This is a genomic window from Bradyrhizobium sp. CCBAU 11361, assembly GCF_028128935.1.
Taxonomy (GTDB): Bacteria; Pseudomonadota; Alphaproteobacteria; order Rhizobiales; family Xanthobacteraceae; genus Bradyrhizobium; species Bradyrhizobium niftali.
The window spans coordinates 160,554-178,434 of record NZ_LBJZ01000004.1; the positions used below are offsets into that span (position 1 = coordinate 160,554).

At 56.3% G+C, this 17,881-nt stretch carries 15 protein-coding genes; 11 read left to right on the forward strand and 4 right to left on the reverse strand.

Annotated features, from left to right (window positions below; translation table 11 throughout):
* Positions 1-271: hypothetical protein (locus XI08_RS02335; protein ID WP_271573197.1), on the forward strand; the 271-nt coding region annotated here is incomplete at its 5' end.
* Between the two features lie 687 nt (positions 272-958).
* Here XI08_RS02335 and XI08_RS02340 read toward each other — a convergent pair.
* Positions 959-1,429 (reverse strand): NUDIX domain-containing protein, encoded by a 471-nt coding sequence (locus XI08_RS02340; RefSeq protein ID WP_271573198.1) that lies wholly within the window; start codon positions 1,427-1,429, stop codon positions 959-961.
* Positions 1,430-1,827: 398 nt separating this feature from the next.
* On the opposite strand from XI08_RS02340, the gene XI08_RS02345 reads away from it, so the two are divergent.
* On the forward strand, positions 1,828-3,255 hold the full coding sequence (locus XI08_RS02345; protein WP_271573199.1) for a GumC family protein: 1,428 nt from the start codon (positions 1,828-1,830) through the stop codon (positions 3,253-3,255).
* A 61-nt stretch (positions 3,256-3,316) separates the two neighbouring features.
* Here the strand turns inward: XI08_RS02345 and XI08_RS02350 are convergent, their stop codons facing one another.
* Entirely contained in the window at positions 3,317-4,645 is a 1,329-nt protein-coding gene (locus tag XI08_RS02350) for a lipopolysaccharide biosynthesis protein (protein ID WP_271573200.1), read from the reverse strand.
* Positions 4,646-4,766: 121 nt separating this feature from the next.
* On the opposite strand from XI08_RS02350, the gene XI08_RS02355 reads away from it, so the two are divergent.
* From XI08_RS02355 to XI08_RS02370, 4 genes are all read left to right on the forward strand, one after another.
* On the forward strand, positions 4,767-5,984 hold the full coding sequence (locus tag XI08_RS02355) for a glycosyltransferase family 4 protein (protein WP_271573201.1): 1,218 nt from the start codon (positions 4,767-4,769) through the stop codon (positions 5,982-5,984).
* A complete protein-coding gene (locus tag XI08_RS02360; protein ID WP_271573202.1) occupies positions 5,977-7,287 on the forward strand; it encodes an O-antigen ligase family protein in 1,311 nt (436 codons plus the stop codon). Before XI08_RS02355 ends, XI08_RS02360 begins: the two co-directional genes overlap by 8 nt.
* A 260-nt stretch (positions 7,288-7,547) precedes the next feature.
* The gene (locus tag XI08_RS02365) at positions 7,548-8,687 is read left to right on the forward strand and encodes a glycosyltransferase family 4 protein (protein WP_271573203.1); all 1,140 of its coding nucleotides are present in this window, start codon (positions 7,548-7,550) and stop codon (positions 8,685-8,687) included.
* The gene (locus XI08_RS02370; protein ID WP_271573204.1) at positions 8,684-9,646 is read left to right on the forward strand and encodes an NAD-dependent epimerase/dehydratase family protein; all 963 of its coding nucleotides are present in this window, start codon (positions 8,684-8,686) and stop codon (positions 9,644-9,646) included. The genes XI08_RS02365 and XI08_RS02370 overlap by 4 nt, the downstream gene beginning before the upstream one ends.
* 16 nt (positions 9,647-9,662) lie before the next feature.
* On the opposite strand, the gene XI08_RS02375 is transcribed toward XI08_RS02370, so the two are convergent.
* Positions 9,663-10,769, reverse strand: coding sequence for a glycosyltransferase family 4 protein (locus XI08_RS02375; RefSeq protein WP_271573205.1), 1,107 nt, complete (start codon positions 10,767-10,769; stop codon positions 9,663-9,665).
* 88 nt (positions 10,770-10,857) lie between these two features.
* Between XI08_RS02375 and XI08_RS02380 the strand changes: the two genes are divergently transcribed.
* From XI08_RS02380 to XI08_RS02390, 3 genes are all read left to right on the forward strand, one after another.
* Positions 10,858-11,931: a cellulase family glycosylhydrolase gene (locus XI08_RS02380; RefSeq protein ID WP_271573206.1), complete on the forward strand. Its 1,074-nt coding sequence runs from the start codon at positions 10,858-10,860 to the stop codon at positions 11,929-11,931.
* A gap of 242 nt (positions 11,932-12,173) precedes the next feature.
* Entirely contained in the window at positions 12,174-12,389 is a 216-nt protein-coding gene (locus XI08_RS02385; protein ID WP_271573207.1) for an HTH domain-containing protein, read from the forward strand.
* Positions 12,390-12,526: 137 nt separating this feature from the next.
* Positions 12,527-12,727 carry a hypothetical protein gene (locus XI08_RS02390; RefSeq protein WP_271573208.1) on the forward strand — a complete coding sequence of 67 codons (201 nt, stop codon included), beginning with the start codon at positions 12,527-12,529 and terminating at the stop codon, positions 12,725-12,727.
* A gap of 820 nt (positions 12,728-13,547) precedes the next feature.
* Here the strand turns inward: XI08_RS02390 and XI08_RS02395 are convergent.
* Positions 13,548-13,745, reverse strand: coding sequence for a hypothetical protein (locus tag XI08_RS02395; RefSeq protein ID WP_271573209.1), 198 nt, complete (start codon positions 13,743-13,745; stop codon positions 13,548-13,550).
* Here XI08_RS02395 and XI08_RS46130 point away from each other — a divergent pair.
* Positions 13,716-13,832, forward strand: coding sequence for a hypothetical protein (locus XI08_RS46130; RefSeq protein ID WP_442869751.1), 117 nt, complete (start codon positions 13,716-13,718; stop codon positions 13,830-13,832). The genes XI08_RS02395 and XI08_RS46130 overlap by 30 nt on opposite strands.
* A 2,043-nt stretch (positions 13,833-15,875) precedes the next feature.
* The coding region (locus XI08_RS02400; protein ID WP_271573210.1) for a FecR family protein at positions 15,876-17,881 on the forward strand (2,006 nt) is incomplete at its 3' end.

Consider the following 17,881-nt stretch of genomic DNA (forward strand, 5'->3'; position numbering starts at 1 on the left):
TTTTGCACATCTCTCGACGCCACAAACGACTGCCAATCCAGTGATTGTCCGGATTGGAAGCGCCGGCGACGGGTTCGTGTTCGGCCATTCGGGGACGCCCGCCAGTCACCCGGAAATTGGATCCAACAGCTCGTATGGATACCACGCTTCTACTGATGCGCTACACCTGGCTGGACTCGACTTCGATGCCAGTACACATCTTGCCGCCGAGAATACACATTTTGTTGCGCTTCATGCATTCTCGGCGGAGGGATATCTGTTACATGCCTAGAGAAGCTGGAATGATCGATCTCTACGCCTCTTCGCCGAACAAATTTCTCCCGCGTTTTGGCCTCGCTGCGACCATCTAGTGAAGGGAAGAGCGGGCATCGAATTGATCTGCAGACGCTATGGTGCTAGCGCCCACCTATTGATGCGGTCATGCCGACCTGGCTTTCGGAGTTACATCCCCGGCAGATGACCAGTTTTCTGGCGATCTTTGCCTCCCGATCAGCCTCGATTTCGTCGTGGACCACCCACCACGCAGCTGAATAGGGGCGCAACTCAGCTAGGACCGCTTCTCGTCGCAGGTTGGAATCCTGCTCCAGCATCCTCGACTGTCTCGAAACTCGGTGCGATCGAGACCGGTTAGGATTTTGCCCCAGACCGTCCCACGCGTATCGATAGCGCAACGGCGAGGCGCCGGTGGCCGGCTTGGCCGAACCCTGAACCGATGTCCAAGTAGGCTGCGAAGCGTAGCTCCCAAGTGCGACGGACAAGAGCAGGAGAAGCAATGTGCGAATGGCCATGATCGCGTACCGAAACCTGCGCGGTGCGCATCACGAGACCCGCGCCCATAAATTTCACGCGATATGGTTAACAATTGATTAGAAGCCTCTTCGCTGGCCGTTGAGGTACTCTATGATGAAGCGAAGCAGTTCGCGTTCGTCGAGCTTCAACGGCGAGCCTGGCAGGGCGCTCAATCCGCTTCGGTGCATCCAGATCGTTCAAGAAACGCCCTAAGTCCGAAGCCCGATGCTGGTGTCAAGTCCCGGGCGAAATGGGGGAGGGAGCGCATCAGGGCATCGGGATCGACGATCGTGAGCGAACCTTCTGTTACGACGATTTTGTCTGACGGGATCCCGTTTACCAGGAATACGTGGCCGCGTACGACGTCGCCGTCAACAACTTCGCCGCAGTCGTCGAGGGTTGTCAGAAATTCGAACCGTTCGGGTGCAACCGGGTAGCTGATCTCTTCCTGCAGTTCGCGAGCAATACATGCCAAATAGGTCTCACCCGCCTCTCGGTGGCCCCCGAACAAAGAAAGTCTTCCAGGATAAACGATGCCTTGGATGTTGTCGCGGCGCTGGAACAGGTAACGGCCGGTAGTGTCAAGCACGACCGCTAGTGCGATGTGACGATCCGGCATTACGTAACGTACCTTCGACATTTGACGAGTTAAGCATAACGGTCAGTCTCAAGCAGGGCCAGATGATTAGCCTAACGAAGATGTGTATGTCTTTTGAGTGGATCGCAGGGGGTTCGGCTTTGGTAGCCATTCCCGCAACAGCGGCCGGTTTCCAGGCTAAATGTGTGTCGAAGCAGAAATATCATCGCCGCCCGGGAAGTAGGCATCGATGAGCAAAGTCGCCCAGAATTGGCTGATTTGCGATCTTTAAGTTGTGCCGGGGCCTTTTTCGATTTGAATTTAGTAAACAAAATCAGTAAATTATCAAACGAAGTGGCGATGACCAAAACTCGCTTCGTTCTGCTGCAATTTGAGCATCAATCGACATTGTTCCGACCGGTCCATGGCCCTATCCTTGGGACCGGCGGATAGGGGTTGCCATGACCAGTCTCGAACCACGACAGGATTATCGGGTAATTCTTCGACCACAAGTTGAGGACCGCCGGGCGGCCGAAAAGGACATCGAGCAATCCGATAGCCTGGAGCTATTCGTCCTTCGTGCGCTTCGTCGATATTGGTTAATCTCCGCGACAGTTTTCGTTTTAGGCATTCTCTCTGCGGTATTGCTGCATGCCTTGCTCGATACCAAATACGAGGCGACGGCGTCCCTGCTCATCGACAACGGCAAGCAAAGCGAAGCCAATCAGAGCTTTGATTCGGTCTTCGTGAACTCGCAAATTGAGTTGCTAAACAGCGAATTTGTCATCAGGTCGGCCATCCAGCATGTCGGCGACGGCAAGTTGTACCCGAAGAGCCCAGACGGTGAATTCTCGCAGCTGCTAACTTATCTGAGCGTGGCCCAGAAGAAGATGAAAAACGAGGACCGCGCATACAAGTCGGCGGCTCGTGCGTTGAAGGTGCAGCTCGAACCGCGGACCAGCATGATCCGGGTTTCTTTTCGGCATGAGGATCCACGCCTCGCCGCATCTTTTGTGAATGCGCTCACAGAGAGCTATCTGGGCAAATACAGGGCTCTCTACACCCAGGCTGGAGCGGCTGATTTCCTCCATGGAGAGGTGGAGCAACTTCAGCGCAAGGTAGCCACAGCGGCCGGGGTCTTGGGGGCCTTTATGACCGCAAATCGCACTTACGCAATCGATGAGCAGAAGAAACTCTTGCTTACCCGCCAGAGTGACCTCGCCAAGTCGGTGGCAACGGTGCGAACCGAACTGGCGCAGCGGCAGGAGGAGCTGAGGGTTGTCGAGGAGCAGATCGGCCAATTGAGGCCAAACGCCGCTCGCGCTTCGCAGGCTCGCGATCCATCAAAGCCGGCGCCAGAAGCGGCAGTTCCCTTACCCTACAATAGAAATCTATTTGGGGACGATCCTCCGTTGCTGCTTGTGAAGCTCTATCAAGAATCCACGCAGCAGTTTCTGACCCTGAAGATGACGATCGCAGGGCTGCGCGCCGCAGAGTCGGCTCACACGGCCGAATTGGGCAACGTGGCAAAGGAACTTGTCACGCTAGCCAGCCTTGAGGCCGAAACCAATCGCCTCAAGAGGCAGCTCAGCTCGGCAGAGCAAGAGCTTTCGGAAATCACCTCGCGCGCGGGTGAAAAGCGGATCGCAGCGGCAATGACGGAGAACAATCTTTCGGCCATCAAGATCGCGCAGTCTGCGTCCGTCCCATTTGAAACCGCAGGGCGCAGCATATGGCTGTTTCTGGCAATTGGTTCTTTTTTGTCCGCCCTGACTGCGGTTGGAGTGGCTTGCGCGTTGCAGCTGATCTCAGCTCATCGAAATCCGCCGACATACGTCGCTGCAAGCTTCCTGCGTACGGTCCGTTTCTATATGTTCTTTCCGAGCTAGGCGGAGAACATCTCCCACGACAAACGGTTCGAGGAGTTTCGCTTTGTCTGGTTAGATCAATTCAGTAGTCGCCCAGAACCGCGATGGATTGCCTAATGGTTTGCGGACTGAGCCAGCCCATGGGTCTGATCTCGGGGACATAGATCGATAACCCCCGCCAGGACAGGAGGAAGAGCACGAACTCGGCCAGGACGGTCGCATAGGCGGCGCCCAGTGCGCCAAGGGCTGGAACGAAAATGCAGGACGCGGCGATCGCCGTAAAGGCTGCGAGACCAAGGTATATGACTCGCGGTATCGTCTGCGGTCCGGTCACGAGCAGCGAGCTGTAAGCGCTTTGCAGGAACCTTGTCGGAATTCCAATGCTCATTACCAGCAGAAGGTCGACAGACGGAACGTATCTCGATCCGAACATCCAGGGAATCAGCCTGCTAGCGGTGGCCACGAGGATGGCCATTGCGAGGATGCCAACCGAGGCCATAAGCGCGGCTGACACATAGAATGCGGCCGCGAATTTTGCGCGGTCATGATGGCCCCAGTGGAAGATCCTTTCAGCGATAAACTTGGAGTAGAAGACGGAGGGAAACATCATCGCCGCAGAGACAATGAGAAATGCGATGTTGTATTGAGCAGTCTCGGTCCCGCCCCGGATGTACTCCAGAACCACAATCGGCCCCTGGAAGAATATGAGATAGATCGCGCCGAACAACAGAAAGGGGCCAGCCGAGCGGGCTGTCTCCAGCACCGAGGGGTGGGCGTGCCGATAGCTCTTCAGAAGTCGCCCCCATGATCGCGCCGGAACAGCAAACAGGCTCCAAATGACGGCGATCGCTCCCATCATTCCAAATCCCACGAGCACTGCCCGCAGGCTTGAAATGGTGAATGCTTTGAGGCAGAGGGCAACCACCGCGCGCCCAAGCTGGGTGACGATCTGCCAAAAGGCGACCTGACCGGCGCTCCGCTCGATCTGATAGCGGACCGACGACAGTTCTACAGCCAATTGTCCCAACAGGATCGGAACGGAGGCCGCCAATAACAGCAATCGTTCGGAAGCAGGAAATTTTGCGATTGTCAGCGCATACGCCACGAGGCAGACGATGCCAAGGCCGGTGAGAAGTGCCACGAGTTGCGCGGCGGGAAAGTACCAGCGAACAGCTTCTTCGCTCTCTCTCCCAACCACTTGGAGTAGAAACCAGTTCATTCCTCCCATGCCGATCAATGCTAAAAGGTTTATGATAGACGACAGGGCGGCAATCGTACCAAGTGCCTCCAGATCCATAGATCGAGCCAATGTCAGTTGCGCAATAAAGTTGAATAAGGCTGCAAGGAATGTCCCGGAATACAACAGCGTTAGCGCGCCTATCGCCCGCTTGATGAATGCGTTGCGGATCATCCCACCTGTCCTGTTCGTGCCACCGCTTGTCGCCGGCACGCATCCGTTATCAATCTACGGGGCGAATGCCCAGCGTATTGCGATCAGAGGTTAATCAATGACGAGGCGCTCGATACTCTTCGTGACTGACGAACTCTTCCTTCCCTTACCGTCCAAGAATGCGTCGGGTTGGCTGTATTACACCATAGTCGAGACCTACAAAAAGCGAGGCTGGAAGGTCTATTGCGTTTCGTTCTTCCGGGACCCGCAGTTGGCGGGATCGAGCGAAGTGAACTCGGCCTATCAGGAGCAATTTTCGGACTTTCTCCTGTTGCCTGGCTGGAATCGCGGGGGGCATCTGCTTGGTGCGATCGGTCAAGTCTGGAGAGAGGTGCAGCGGGCGCTGACCGGCAATGTCCTGTCGTCCCACCCATTTCTGTTTACCAACACCGTCAGAAACTCGCGATGGATCGCCGGGAGGTTGAACGAGTGGCAGGTCGACGTGATTTATCTCGCCAAGCCGCAATCGGTTCAATTGCTCGGTCGGGTCCTACCTCAATTGTCCAATAGCCGAAAACCGCTAGTGGTGATGAGTGCTCACGATGATTTTGTCAACCGAGCGATCGCCTACCGCGCGACATATCAGAGATTGTTTGATGTGCTGAATTTGCCAGAGATCCTGCGCGATCATGCAAATGCCTGGATAAGGCATTTTTTCGAGCGAATTGACGTTGCACGTTCGCGGCAGGCTGAAGCGGAAATATTCGACGCTTGCCATTTGGTGCGCGTGGAGTCTGCCGATGAATTCGCTAACTACTCAGCCATAAATCAATCGACGGCGAAGCTCTCTCACAAGCCATTTTCCTACGTCGCCCCCGTTCAACAAGCCCACGAGACAGCGGCTCAAGCGTTCGATGCTGGCTTCATTGGCTCGAATGACGTGATGAATCTCGACGCAGTCTTGTACTTGCGGGACGTGATACTGCCGATCATCCGGAAGGCGGCGCCGGAGTTTCGCATGCTGGTTGCCGGGGGCATCTCGAGCAAGGTAGGGCCGCTCATCGAGGGGGTCGCCAATATCACTGTATGGAACCGCCTGGACAACGTATCGAAATTCTACAGCGCCATTCGTGTTGCCGCGGTGCCGCTTCGCGCCGGCACCGGCGTCAGCATCAAGGTGCTGGAGGCGTTATCGTTCGGAAAGAGGATTGTCAGCACTCCCGTCGGTGTGCGTGGACTGCCGAACAAGCTGCTCGCCGATGCGATCGTGACCAGTGACCCCAACGAGTTTGCGCATGCTTTGTTGCGGGGGCGAACCCGGCCTGGCATGGCGCACGGCGAGCTTGCCGTCGATGGTTGAGTTCGAGACGACGAGACCGCACTCACTCATGGCGAACGCTCGGCTGAGCGAGGTGCTGTTTGCTTCAACCTTGGTTTGCTATCTCCTAATCGCTGCGGATATCGTGCCCGGCGTGACCGGTCTTCAGGCTGAGTACGAGCCCGGCTATCTCGATGTTGTAAACATTGACAAGGCTGGCGATGTCATACGGCAGGCGCTGCTTGCCCCGTTCTTTCTTGGTTCGGTCTATCTGCTGGCACGCGCGAGGCTGAAGGAGAATCTGCGACGGTTGGGATGGCCGGCCGCAATTGTGATCGCAATCTGCTTCCTGTCCGCTGCCTGGTCGTCAGATACCATGGCGACCCTCAGAAAGGCGCTTGGATTGTTCGGGACGTTCTCGGTGGGAACGTATGTGGCCAGCCGGCTGAGTTCGCACCGTTTTGCCAAGCTAGTGCAGATCGCAGTGATCGTTGCCCTGGCGGGTTCGTTCATGTGGCTGCTCATCGCCCCGGATAAGGCTCTGGACACAAACGGTCAACTTCGCGGGCTCTTCAATCACAAGAATATCCTGGGTCAATTTGCCGGCATTGGCTATCTCGCATTTCTTTCGCTCGCCGTCAGGGAAACGGGTCGTCGCCGGCTTATTCAGCTTGGTGGTGCGGGGGCATGTGTTCTGTCGTTGCTTCTGGCGAGCTCCGCAACGCCGCTGATCGCCATTGGATTCGTGACCGCTTGGGCCTACGCGAGATCCCGATTGGGATTGCGGCCGCGGGAATTGGTCGTGCTCACCGTGGTGATCTGCGTCGGCGGCGTGCTGTTTCTGGTCGCGGCGCCCGATGCCTTCACGTCTATCGTCGGTAGGGACGTGACCCTGTCCGGGCGAACGAACATCTGGCAGTTTGCGCTTGAGATGGCGACGGAGAAGCCGCTGCTGGGATATGGTTATGGCATATTCTGGCTGGGGCCAAATTCCCCCGGATCACTGTTCTGGGACAAGACCCTACAGTTTGAATTGAGCGCCCATAACGGCTACTTGCAGTGTCTACTTGACCTCGGGATGGTGGGGCTCTCGGCCACCATCATTACGGTGTTTAAGCCCCTTCTCAGGGCGCAAACATCATCTGGCGTCAAGCGGCCTTACATCGATCGCCCCGAAAATTTCTCGGAGTGGTTTTTGATTTTCTTTCTGATTCTCAACGTGGCAGAGATCCGCTTCTTCGATCCGACCTCAGTCGTGACATTCGTGTTTGCCTATATCTGCGCGCACCAGAGAGGGCGGATTGGGGGGCGCCGTGTCCAGGGAGGGGCCTCGTTTACCGATTAAGAACCTCGTACTCCCTTTTGGAATTGCGCCAAAGATCGGGCTAATCCGTACATCCCTGCGCGGCCCAGCCGCTCCCTCGTAGCAGAGTGTGAAATTGCCTACATTTTCAGTGTTCACTGACTCTCCATTTTATGATAGAAAAAAACAATCATAAGTTGGACGATGGTGTCCTATCTTTGGCTACTATTGAGCAGCCAGTGGCGTTGTTTCGGGATTGGAACTAGTTTTTTTGGTTATCGAGTATTGAAAGGCGGTACAGCTTGCGCATTGGAGTATTTATTGAATTATTCGCTCCCAGCGTGGGTGGACAGGAATTATTCTTTGAAGGGCTTTCCCGACAACTCGTCAAGAACGGACACACGATCGATGTTCATTGCATCGGGCATGCGTCCAATTTGGCGACGGTTGAGAACATGGACGGGATAACGATTTTTCGGCACCCGATAGATGTATTTTACAAATCGCCGCGCTTCAAGATGATGAAGCGGGCTTGGCCGACAATCATCAAATATGCACTGCACATTCGGCGAGTCGCCAGGGAATCGAACTACGATGTGCTGTTGTTGAATCAGTGGCCGCTCTTGCATGCGGTCACGATTCCGAAATCGCAGCGCGCCAAGGCCGTGATGCATTGGTGCGAAATTCGTACCGGGCTCTTCTACCGAACCATTCAAGCCCTCCTGCCGCGGTTCGTGGCCAGAAACGTGGCGGTGAGCGACGCTGTCGGCCAGGCGATCCAGCAATTCAGCGTTGGTCCGGTGCATACGCTCCCCAGTGGAATTGATATCGAGCTTTATCGCTCGCTTCCTCGAAGTCAGCGTTCGGGGATCTGCTATCTCGGCCGGATGGCGTCCCACAAGAACGTTCCATTGCTGATCGACGCCTTTGAGTTGCTGAAGGATCGGGGCTACATCGGTTCGCTCACTCTGGCAGGCGATGGGCCCGCTTTTGGCGACATCAGAGAACGGGCGAAAATTTCCCGATACGCGTCCGACATTGTCCTGCCTGGCTTGGTCTCGGATCGCGAGAAGATCGAACTCTTTTCCAAATCCGAAGCTCTTGTTATCTCGAGCCTGCGGGAAGGCTTTCCGAGAATTGTCGCCGAGGCGATGGCTAGCGGTCTTCCAGTCGTTACATGCGACTATGAAATGAACGGCACAAAGGAAGTCGTGCGCCTTTATGATTGCGGAGTGGTGACACTTCCGGCTCCGGACCATCTTGCCCAAGGCGTGGGTGACGTGATCGCACGCTGGGACCACTACTCGGGGACAGGCCGTTCGGCGGCAAAGGGGCTCGCCTGGACTTTGATAGTGGATAAGTTTGAGCAATTGGTTGCTCCGGCCCCCGACGATCGACCTCTATCCATTTCCGGCCGTTTCAGGGAAGCCAGTGCCGTATGAAGCGGAGAATTGTGGTTGCGGGCGGTGCTGGCTTCGTAGGGCGCCAACTGGTTAAACAGTTGCTGGATCGGCACCTCGTTTGTGTCGTAGACGCGCTGAAGTTCGGGAATCGCTTCGGCGAGAGTGAAAGTACCAATATTGTGCTGGAGAAGGTCGATATTCGGGATTGGCGCTCGGTCTCGGATGTCATGGAGCGATTTCGCCCCGAAGTCATCATCAATCTCGCCGCAATTCACTTCATCCCAGAGTGTGAACGCGACCCCGTGCATGCCGAGGAAGTCAACGTCCTCGGCACGATGAATCTTGTGCGCGCATGTCCGGCCGGCGCGCGTTTTGTTTTCGCCAGCAGCGGTGCGGTCTATCAACCAGACAGTGCGCCTCACGATGAGGCGATCTCGGCAGTGGAGCCAGCCGACGTTTACGGCATGACGAAATTGCACGCCGAGCATTATGTGCGATACTTCGCCAAACAGAGAGGGCTCCAAGGAGCAATTGTCAGGCTTTTCAACGTGGTTGGGCCGGGGGAAACCAGCCCGCATATCCTGCCCGAAATCGTCCACCAGCTAAAGGCGGGGAAGACCAGGATCAGGCTCGGGAATGTCTGGCCCCAGCGCGACTACATCCACGTCGAGGACGCGGCGGAGGGGTTCCGACGGGTTGCGCTATATGGCGACATTCCCGCTGGAGAAACGAAACTGGTCAATTTGGGCACCGGCAAGCAATATTCGGTGTCGATGATCCTGGATGAACTTCGGTCGCTCACGGCGCTTCCAATTGAAGTTGAGCATGATGCATCGCGCGCCCGGGCGGTCGACCGGCCATTTCTGCAAGCGAGCATCGCTAGGATTCAAGCCGATTTCGGCTGGTCCCCAAGGCAGAACATCACCACGGCGCTGGCGGATCTTTGGAGAAACCCCGATTTCGCGCCCAGTCTCGTTGAACAGTTGCGCAATCGCTGAATGCCGATTGCCGTCTTCAGCGCGGGCGACGGAGGCGACTTTGCGAAATGGCGTTCTCGTAGATGCGTAGATGCGCCGTCACCTGGCTTTCGATCGTGAAAGCCGTTGACGCAAACGACGCTGCCCTCGCGGCGAGCGATTGCGCCAGTTGAGGGGAGTCAAGGAGCGACGAGATATGTTCTGCAAATTCTGCGGGGAGCTGTGGGTCGGCGAGCAGTCCGGTCTCGCCGTGGTGTATAAGTTCCTGGTTGCCGGCAATCCTTGATGCGACGACCGGCACCCCCATTTTCATCGCCTCGACCACCGAAACCGGAACGCCCTCCCAGAGCGAGGGCAGTACAAAGATACGCGCCCTGGACATCAACTCGAGCGCATCAGTTCGAGACCTCGTACCGGCCATGGTAACCTGGGACTCGACCCCAAGTCTCTTACAACTTTCGCGCACGGATGCCTCTAGCTCACCGCCGCCGACGATTAGCATCGTCACGTGTGGCCTCTTCATTGCCGCCAGAATCGTTGGCAGTGCGAGCGGATTCTTCTGGGGATGCAGGCGTCCCACAAAGACGATGTCGAATTCGGGTTGCGGGGCGATAGTGCATCCCGCCGGCAGTTCAACGCCGTTATAGACCTGGCTCCACCGCTGGGGATCGTCGATCAGTCCTTCCTTATGAGCAAAAGCCTCATCCGCCTTGCCGACAAGGATAATCCGGTCCGCGCGGCCGATGCACAGCTTCTCCATCAGCTTGAAGAACTGTCGGCTGCCGGTACCTTTTCGGTCATAGTGGAAGCCATGAATCGTGTAGACGAGGGCTGGACGCTTGCTCCGAGGCAGAATAGATACGGGCAGTGCCGACCTTGCGCCATGGGCGTGAACGACCTCCGGCGCTTGGCGCTCGAGCAACTCCGATATCTCCCGCGATATCCTGATGACGTTTTTCCGGCGGCTGAAATCGAGGCCAAACGTCGTCCACCCCTTTGCATTTGCGAGGTCGAAAAAGTAACTTCCGGTCTGCGTTATGACGGCGGTTTCAACGCCCCTTGCTGCCATCCCGGTGCATAATGTTTCTACGACGACTGGACCTCCTCCGGGATTTCCATCGGCCATAATATGAACTACGCGCATTCGTCCACACCAGTGTTCGTCGCTCAATCGAGTTCGGAAAAATTCGATCGATCGAGTATATGATACACATAGAACAACGGGATGCTCGATGGAAGCGACGATGAATAGCGGCGACGGCAGGCAAGTCCAGCGATTGGCGAAGCGAGTGACGGGGTTCATTGTTTTGTTGCTGGTACTTGGCTTCCCATCTGTTTGCCGATGCGGTCCCCTGCAGAAGGGTATGAACGCCGGCGATCTTCTCTTCATGCCGCCGTGGGAGCTCCGATCCCGGTTTGCAGAGTTCAGGGATGTTGGCGTCAAATGGCTGAGAGTGGAGTTTGACTGGAATCGCATCCAGCCGGACAATCAGGATACGTACAATATCCAGCAGCATGACCGGATCGTCGCTCTAGCCCGCGAGTTCAATATTTCCGTCCTGGGCCTGATCTATTTCTGTCCCGCATGGGCGAACGGCGGACACAAGCCGCCGGCTTATCCTCCGGCCGACCCAAGTGCGTTCGGCCGGTTCGCGGCATACTTGGCGACAAGGTACGCATCTGCAGGTATTCGCCATTGGGAGATATGGAATGAGCCGAATCTTGGTGGCAGCTGGGCGCCGGCCCCGTCACCCCCACAGTATGCTGCGCTGCTAAAGGCTGCCTACGAAGCCATCAAGAACGTCGACAGCGGTGCCACCGTCATATCAGGCGGCCTAGCGCAGCCAAATAACACCGGTACCACCATGCGCGCTGCAGAATTCCTGGATACGTTATACAAGAACGGGGCGCGACAATTCTTCGATGCGGTCGGCAATCATCCATACACGTCGCCGAGTCCTCCGGATCGGATAGACGGAAATTCTTGGCAGCAAATGGAAAGCTCGGATGGCTTGCGAGGGATCATGGCCAGGTACCACGATCAGGAAAAGGTCATCTGGGTGACCGAATACGGCGCTCCGACGGACGGAGAAGCAAATACAGTTATTTCCGAGACGGCTCAGGTCCAACTTCTCAGATCGGCTTTCGAACTCGCGTCGCAAAAGCCAAATCTCGGGCCAATTTTCTGGTACAATTTCAGAGATTGGTGCCCGAAGGGCAAGACTGATCCCGATTGCTACTATGGACTCCTGAGATTCGATAATTCTCGAAAGCCCTCATACGCAGCATTCATGGACTTGCACTAGCGGACCGAGATCACATTGTTCGGTCGTCAGAGGGCAGCACACCCGCCGCCGAACCCACAGCGCCGGCGGCGTCTGCCGATGAGTCCGCCAAACAATAGCGACCCTGCGGTTTGCGCAAGCATTGGTCGTCTCGTCGAGACCCTTGATCGTCGATACCGGAGCCCTGCCGAGCGTTTGTATTTAGACGTTCATTTACGATCCGGCGCTACTGTTTTCGGGTTGCACTTCCGATGTGATTATCGATGCCCAACAATCGCGCAACGGCACGGCCTTGGTTGCCGGACGAAGAAGCTACGCTGTGCTCACTTCTCAACGAAGGCGTCGAAGCTGACGAAATCGCCGAACGGCTGGGGCGATCCCGCCAGGCGATATACGGCCGTATTCAACGCTTTCACAAGCAGCGAGGGCGGATCAGCCGAAAGAGCGGCGAAACCTTCACGCAGTGGCCCAATGGCTGACCGAGCCTCGTCTCAGCTGGCATTTGTCAGACACGGGCTGCGCCCGTTCCGGCCGGCATTTCTCGCAACGTTTTCGCAGGCATTTCGCAGTAGGCTTTCGGCTTTCGCTGGCGACAACGCCGGAAAGGAGATTGCGTTTGACCGCGGTAATTAATTCGGAGCTAGATCAATTGAGGCGCGGAATCGCAGAGCGCCAGCGCTACATCGAAGGTCAACAGGTTCTGATCGAAGTTCTTGAGCATGATGGCCACGATGTGCGTGAGCAAGAGATAGCTTTGAACAGCGAGCGTTCTAAGCTTGATCAGCAACTACAGCTCTCACGCAAGCGTCAGGCGTAACGCTGATTGTCCAAATCGCAGTGGCTTTGGGTGACGCGCTCGGAAGGCCCTTCGCGTGAACGGTCAGGGGGATGGCCGACACCGATGCGCAGCCCCTATTGACGGATTTCGTATCGGTCGCAGCGAGGATCGCCGCGCCTCACCATAGCTATCTCCTGGAAGTTGTTTTTCGGGTCACAGTGCAATAGCCCGTACTCGGACAAGTACGGATACGGTACCCGCCAACAGAGGTTCCGGCCCGCCGGAACCTCGTGTGAATACCCACCTATCGTGTAGTGGCAGGCATCGCTGAGACTAGGTTCTGGCTTTCTGCCCGTCCCAACCGTGTCTTGGACTATCCCTTGTGCATGAGCCTGGACTAGCGAAGCCAATGCGAAGAATGAGACGGAAACGACGCGCATTTTTGCCTCCTCTTGGTTTTCAATTCCTTTCAAATCCTAGATTGAGATCGACCCCGATCTATTCAGGCGATAGTGCCCGACTGTGGCAGTTACGAGCTGCGCATCCCGGACAATATTTCTACTTTGATGACGTGGCTAGCCGCCGAATGCGCCCCAAGGGGGCGAGAGCACCATGGCCGAGGAACAGGCAAGACCCTCGCGCGGGCAGAGCAGTGTAGGCTGGACAGGTCGCTGCGGCGCTCGGCGGCGGGTTTAGTGCCAAGCACCAGAAGGCCGTTAGGATGAAATCGCCGAGGATGTGCACAAGAGTGGCCCGAAAGCGAAGAAATGAGGGAGCCCGGCTGCTGCAGACGCCGGAGCCCGGACATCGGCTCAGCCCCCGCTGACTGTATCGCGACCGGAGAGGCATTCCATCTCCCTCAAAAGAGCGTCCTCTCCGCCTTTGCACCGCCGGTATATTTTACCTCGTTAAGTACATTGGCGGGCAGAGAGTGCGCGCTCTCGCTGCCGTTTCTTTGCGGGCCGCGCGGATGACCCGCTTCTTCTTCCACGTTCACGACGGCATTTCGGCCTTTGATGATGTAGGGCTGGAGCTTCCCGATATCGCCGCTGCGCAAGCCGCAGCGATCGAATTGAACAGTAGAATCCTCAACGAGGGAGCAGAAGGACCGTGTGGCAGGACCGTAACTGGCGTGTCTAGGTGACTGACAGTCCCGGAATCGGCGGACAGACGTTTCTTGTCGTTAACTTTTCGGTCACGCAACGTAACGTACTAAACTGCCCGTCTTACAGCTGGTCAGGAGCTTGGGATCCTCGGCGTCAACAGCATCTCTGATTTCGCTGCATTCCCGCAAGCACGATCACTGGTGCAATTTTACCGGCCGGTTGGATCGTCTTTTCTGCCGGGACGACTTGCACCCTTCTGCGGACTGCCGGCTGAAGCGCCTGACGATTCCCCCGGCCCTGTTCCGCTAGCGCTTTAGCCTTCTGCGCCTGCTGATCTGCGTTGCCGCCCGCTGCGCCACCGGCTCCAGGACCCGCGCCAGCCCACCAGCCCGCCAGCATCTTGCGCACGTACAAAGCTGATCGACGCGCCTGCCAGCAAAGCGGCTGTCAAAACAGAGAGTGTTGCCTTCCGCATTTTGAGCGCCGCTGACGGGCCCTGTCACAAGCCTGTGGTATGAGTAGTGCCTAGTTGAAACCGGCTAGGATTCCGGTGCTTGTTCAGAGAATAAAGCACTGCCTGGACCTGTATTTCGAGCCCAGCAGCGCCTCTTTTCGTCGGCAAGATTATTTGAGGAGCTCACTGGTGTCATCGACGACCATTTAAATTGATCGTTTCCGCTCATACACGTTTGAAGAACCGGCGAGCGCTGGACGATATGCGTGAAATTCGGCTCCGGCTGCTCAGAGATCTGCGGACTGCCTCGGGCTTCGGCTCGCGTCAGGCCCTGAAGCAGGTTCAGGAGGACCCTAGCGAGCCACACTTCCCATTCGCTTCTGGAGATATTTTGCGCCTTACTATAAGGGAAGCAGTCGCGCTCCAGACGCACGCACAGTAATCCTAGCTCGCCATTGGCGCAACAAGCGCGGCAGCAAGCCCGAAGCGGTGCGACGTACCTACTCAGGTTGCGCATGGGCGGGCTCTGTCGCTTGTGGCCGCGCCCTCGCCGCGAGAGGCGCAAGCGCAGGACGCCTCCTCGACGACATCCAAGTATTGGCGCCAGCGTCGGCGGGCGAAAGAACGCCAATCCGTTGATATTATTTAGGCCGCGTAAAGGCGCCTGATGCTGCGTTCCCGGATGAGGTCTGCGAGGCAATTGCTTCAACCTTTCGAAGCGTCAGGGCGAACTCAGAACGCAGATGTTGTTCGTGTTTCGCGTCTCTTGGCTCTGACAGCAGCGCAATCTCACGAGGAGTTCAGCAGCGACGTGATAAGAAGATCGTCCGAGTTTTGCGAGCGCAAAGCCGTGATCCGTCGACGCATCTCGATAGGGTCGAGCGGTTCATTTGTCAGTTCATTCTTCAAAACGAAGCTCGTGCTATCGACGGTAAAACGAGCCGACGTATCGGGTATGATGACACGCCGACTTCGCCATGAGAGTGCCCTGGATGGTGCAATGTCCGGTGCGGCGAACCTAACGGGGCAGAATGTCGTCGCAATAGAACTCACGAATTAAGCTTGATGTCGCCGCGCGCGCCTAACACGTCCGCAACGGCATCGTTGGCCTCCAACGATGGTATCAATTTACGATCGCTTCCGACGGCGCCTCGCTGAGCAGGGACAGCCGGGAGCCGAAGTCGCGGTCGCAGGCCAGCAAGGAGGGTTGGGCTGGAGACGTCGTCCCTTGGTTAGTGCGGCCCTCCAACGCAGTCTCAAATTCCGGCATCCAGCGGCGCAGTGCCGGACCAATCGAACGGCTGGTCAACGAAGTCGGGGAATCGCCGATGGAAACTGTTCTAAATTGATGGTCGGGCTGCAGAATTCCGACGATGGGCCTCGTGCGGCAATACCCGTTCGTGCATTCGGCGGTGCCCAACCGGCCTCGGTGGCCTTGTCTAAAGGCATGAGTGTCTGTTCTCAAGAACCCGCTGGACTACGGAAGTCGGTAACCACCGCCCTTTCCTCCCTCAGCCAATCCCCTGGCTGCCATTTAACTTTAGCGAGCCGCTTAGGTTGAAAATCACCTCAGCATGTGGATTAATGACTGATATTTATACTTTTTTAATGTTTTTCGGGGGCTGTTTTGAAATTTGTCGGGAGCGAGGATAATCACCTGCCGGCTGGCAGTGCAGTCCCATATTCGATTTTACAGAATTATGCGACGGCGCATCATGAGGGCGGCTCGAACACCATTACCGTCTCAGACCCGTATCTCCTTTTTGCAGGTGAGTATAACCGTGTTGGGTTAGACTTAGTTCTGACAAAGGACGATCGGAAATTAGTCTTAGAGGGCTATTTTCAGGGCGAGAAACGCTCAGCGCTCTCGTCGCTTGATGGATCCAGCCTGTCCGGAGATGTCGTCAATGCGCTCACTGGGCATGTTCAATATGCCCAGGCTTCGGGTGCCGCGGACCTAGCAAAGGTCATTGGCCATGTTACCAAGTTGATTGGCAGTGCGACAGCAATCCGCAACGGCGTCTCGATCATTCTGAATTCGGGCGACAACGTCCAAAAAGGCGACGTTGTTCAAGCCGGCTCAGACTCCTCACTCGGCATTACTTTCATAGATGGCACTGTCTTTGGCTTGTCGTCGAATGCGCGAATGATGCTGAACGAGATGGTTTACGATCCAAATGGATCGTTGAATTCTTCGCTCCTCACTCTGATTGCAGGAACAATAACGTTCGTAGCCGGCGAGACTGCCAAGCATGGCGATATGAAGGTTGATACGCCAACTGCCGTTTTGGGCATTCGTGGAACGGCGGTGTTGGTTGAAATCGGATTTGAAGTCACAGTTACGGATCCCGGCGGCACATCTCGTCCTGCTCCGGTGAAATTTCAGGTACTGCAAGAGCCAAACGGAACTATCGGATCGTACGTTCTCTACGCAAAATCGGACGTGAACTTTTCGAACCCGATTGCCACTGTGAATCGGGCCGGCGAAGTCGTTAGTTATAGCGCCAACGGCCAACTTTCGTTCGCGCAAGTGACTCAGCTCGCCCCCGAAGCAAAGGCAATCATCGAGCAGACGCTGCAAACGTATTTTCCAAATTATACCCCGCCTTCCGCCGACAAGCCTGCTGCCGACAAGCCGGGCACAAATCCACAAAGTACAGGCCCAACCGGGGGTGGATCGTCAACACCACCACCGGCTCAAACGACCCCGCAGCAAGATAAGGTGCCAGTGGAGCCGAATGGACCAACGAAGTCTCCTATCAACTACAACGCTCCTGCAGCGCCCGACGCGCTAGATGCTCAACCAGTTATCAAGCAGACCGAAGTTATTTTCGCACTGAATACCGCTCCCTCGATTGTCGTTGCGCCAGTCTTCGATAAAGCGACGTTTAAGATCGGCGATCAAGTTACGATCACTGATCCCGATACCGTGAATCCGGCGTTTAATGATGTGGCCGAGCCATACGTCGCCGGTAGCGCCATAATTTCATCGGTCATCGGCCCAGCACCACCTTCAGGCGCCAATCTTAAAAGCCGTGTCACCGTCGACCAAACGACCGGGACGGTTGAATATGACAGAGCGAACTTTGCCTACCTAAAGCCAGGCGATAAAGTCGTCGTAAGCATCGAATTCGACAGCAGATCGGGACCTGATACGGTTCGCGAGACGCTGTCGGTAACGATTAGCGGTTTTAATGACGCTCCCGTCTTGTCCCCGGTCGGTCCATCGCTCGCACCTTTGCAGATCAATGCAGCCACGAATGCGGGCCAGACAGTTGCATCGCTCGTCGGCAACAGCATTTCGGACCCCGACGTAGACGCGTTGCGGGGAGTCGCGATTACCGCTTCAACACAGGCGTACGGGAAATGGCAATTCTCGACTGACGATGGGGTAACGTGGGCTGACTTTGGGTCCTACAGTGCAAGTTCAGCTCTCTTGCTGGCCGATACTGACACTATGCGGTTTGTGCCTGACGGAGTGCACCAAGAGACTGCTACGTTTAGTTATGTTGCCTGGGACCAAACGGCCGGCACTCATGGGACCACGGACGATACGACTGCTGCAGGTAGCGTAACTGCTTTCTCGTCATCGTCGGATACCGCGGCTGTCGTGGTTTTCAGTCCGACCAATGT

Coding starts and splice junctions, on each gene's coding strand:
- XI08_RS02340 (WP_271573198.1), bottom strand. CDS start 1,429: ATGTCGAAGGTACGTTACGTAATGCCGGATCGTCACATCGCACTAGCG.
- XI08_RS02345 (WP_271573199.1), top strand. CDS start 1,828: ATGACCAGTCTCGAACCACGACAGGATTATCGGGTAATTCTTCGACCA.
- XI08_RS02350 (WP_271573200.1), bottom strand. CDS start 4,645: ATGATCCGCAACGCATTCATCAAGCGGGCGATAGGCGCGCTAACGCTG.
- XI08_RS02360 (WP_271573202.1), top strand. CDS start 5,977: ATGGTTGAGTTCGAGACGACGAGACCGCACTCACTCATGGCGAACGCT.
- XI08_RS02370 (WP_271573204.1), top strand. CDS start 8,684: ATGAAGCGGAGAATTGTGGTTGCGGGCGGTGCTGGCTTCGTAGGGCGC.
- XI08_RS02375 (WP_271573205.1), bottom strand. CDS start 10,769: ATGCGCGTAGTTCATATTATGGCCGATGGAAATCCCGGAGGAGGTCCA.
- XI08_RS02380 (WP_271573206.1), top strand. CDS start 10,858: ATGGAAGCGACGATGAATAGCGGCGACGGCAGGCAAGTCCAGCGATTG.
- XI08_RS02385 (WP_271573207.1), top strand. CDS start 12,174: ATGCCCAACAATCGCGCAACGGCACGGCCTTGGTTGCCGGACGAAGAA.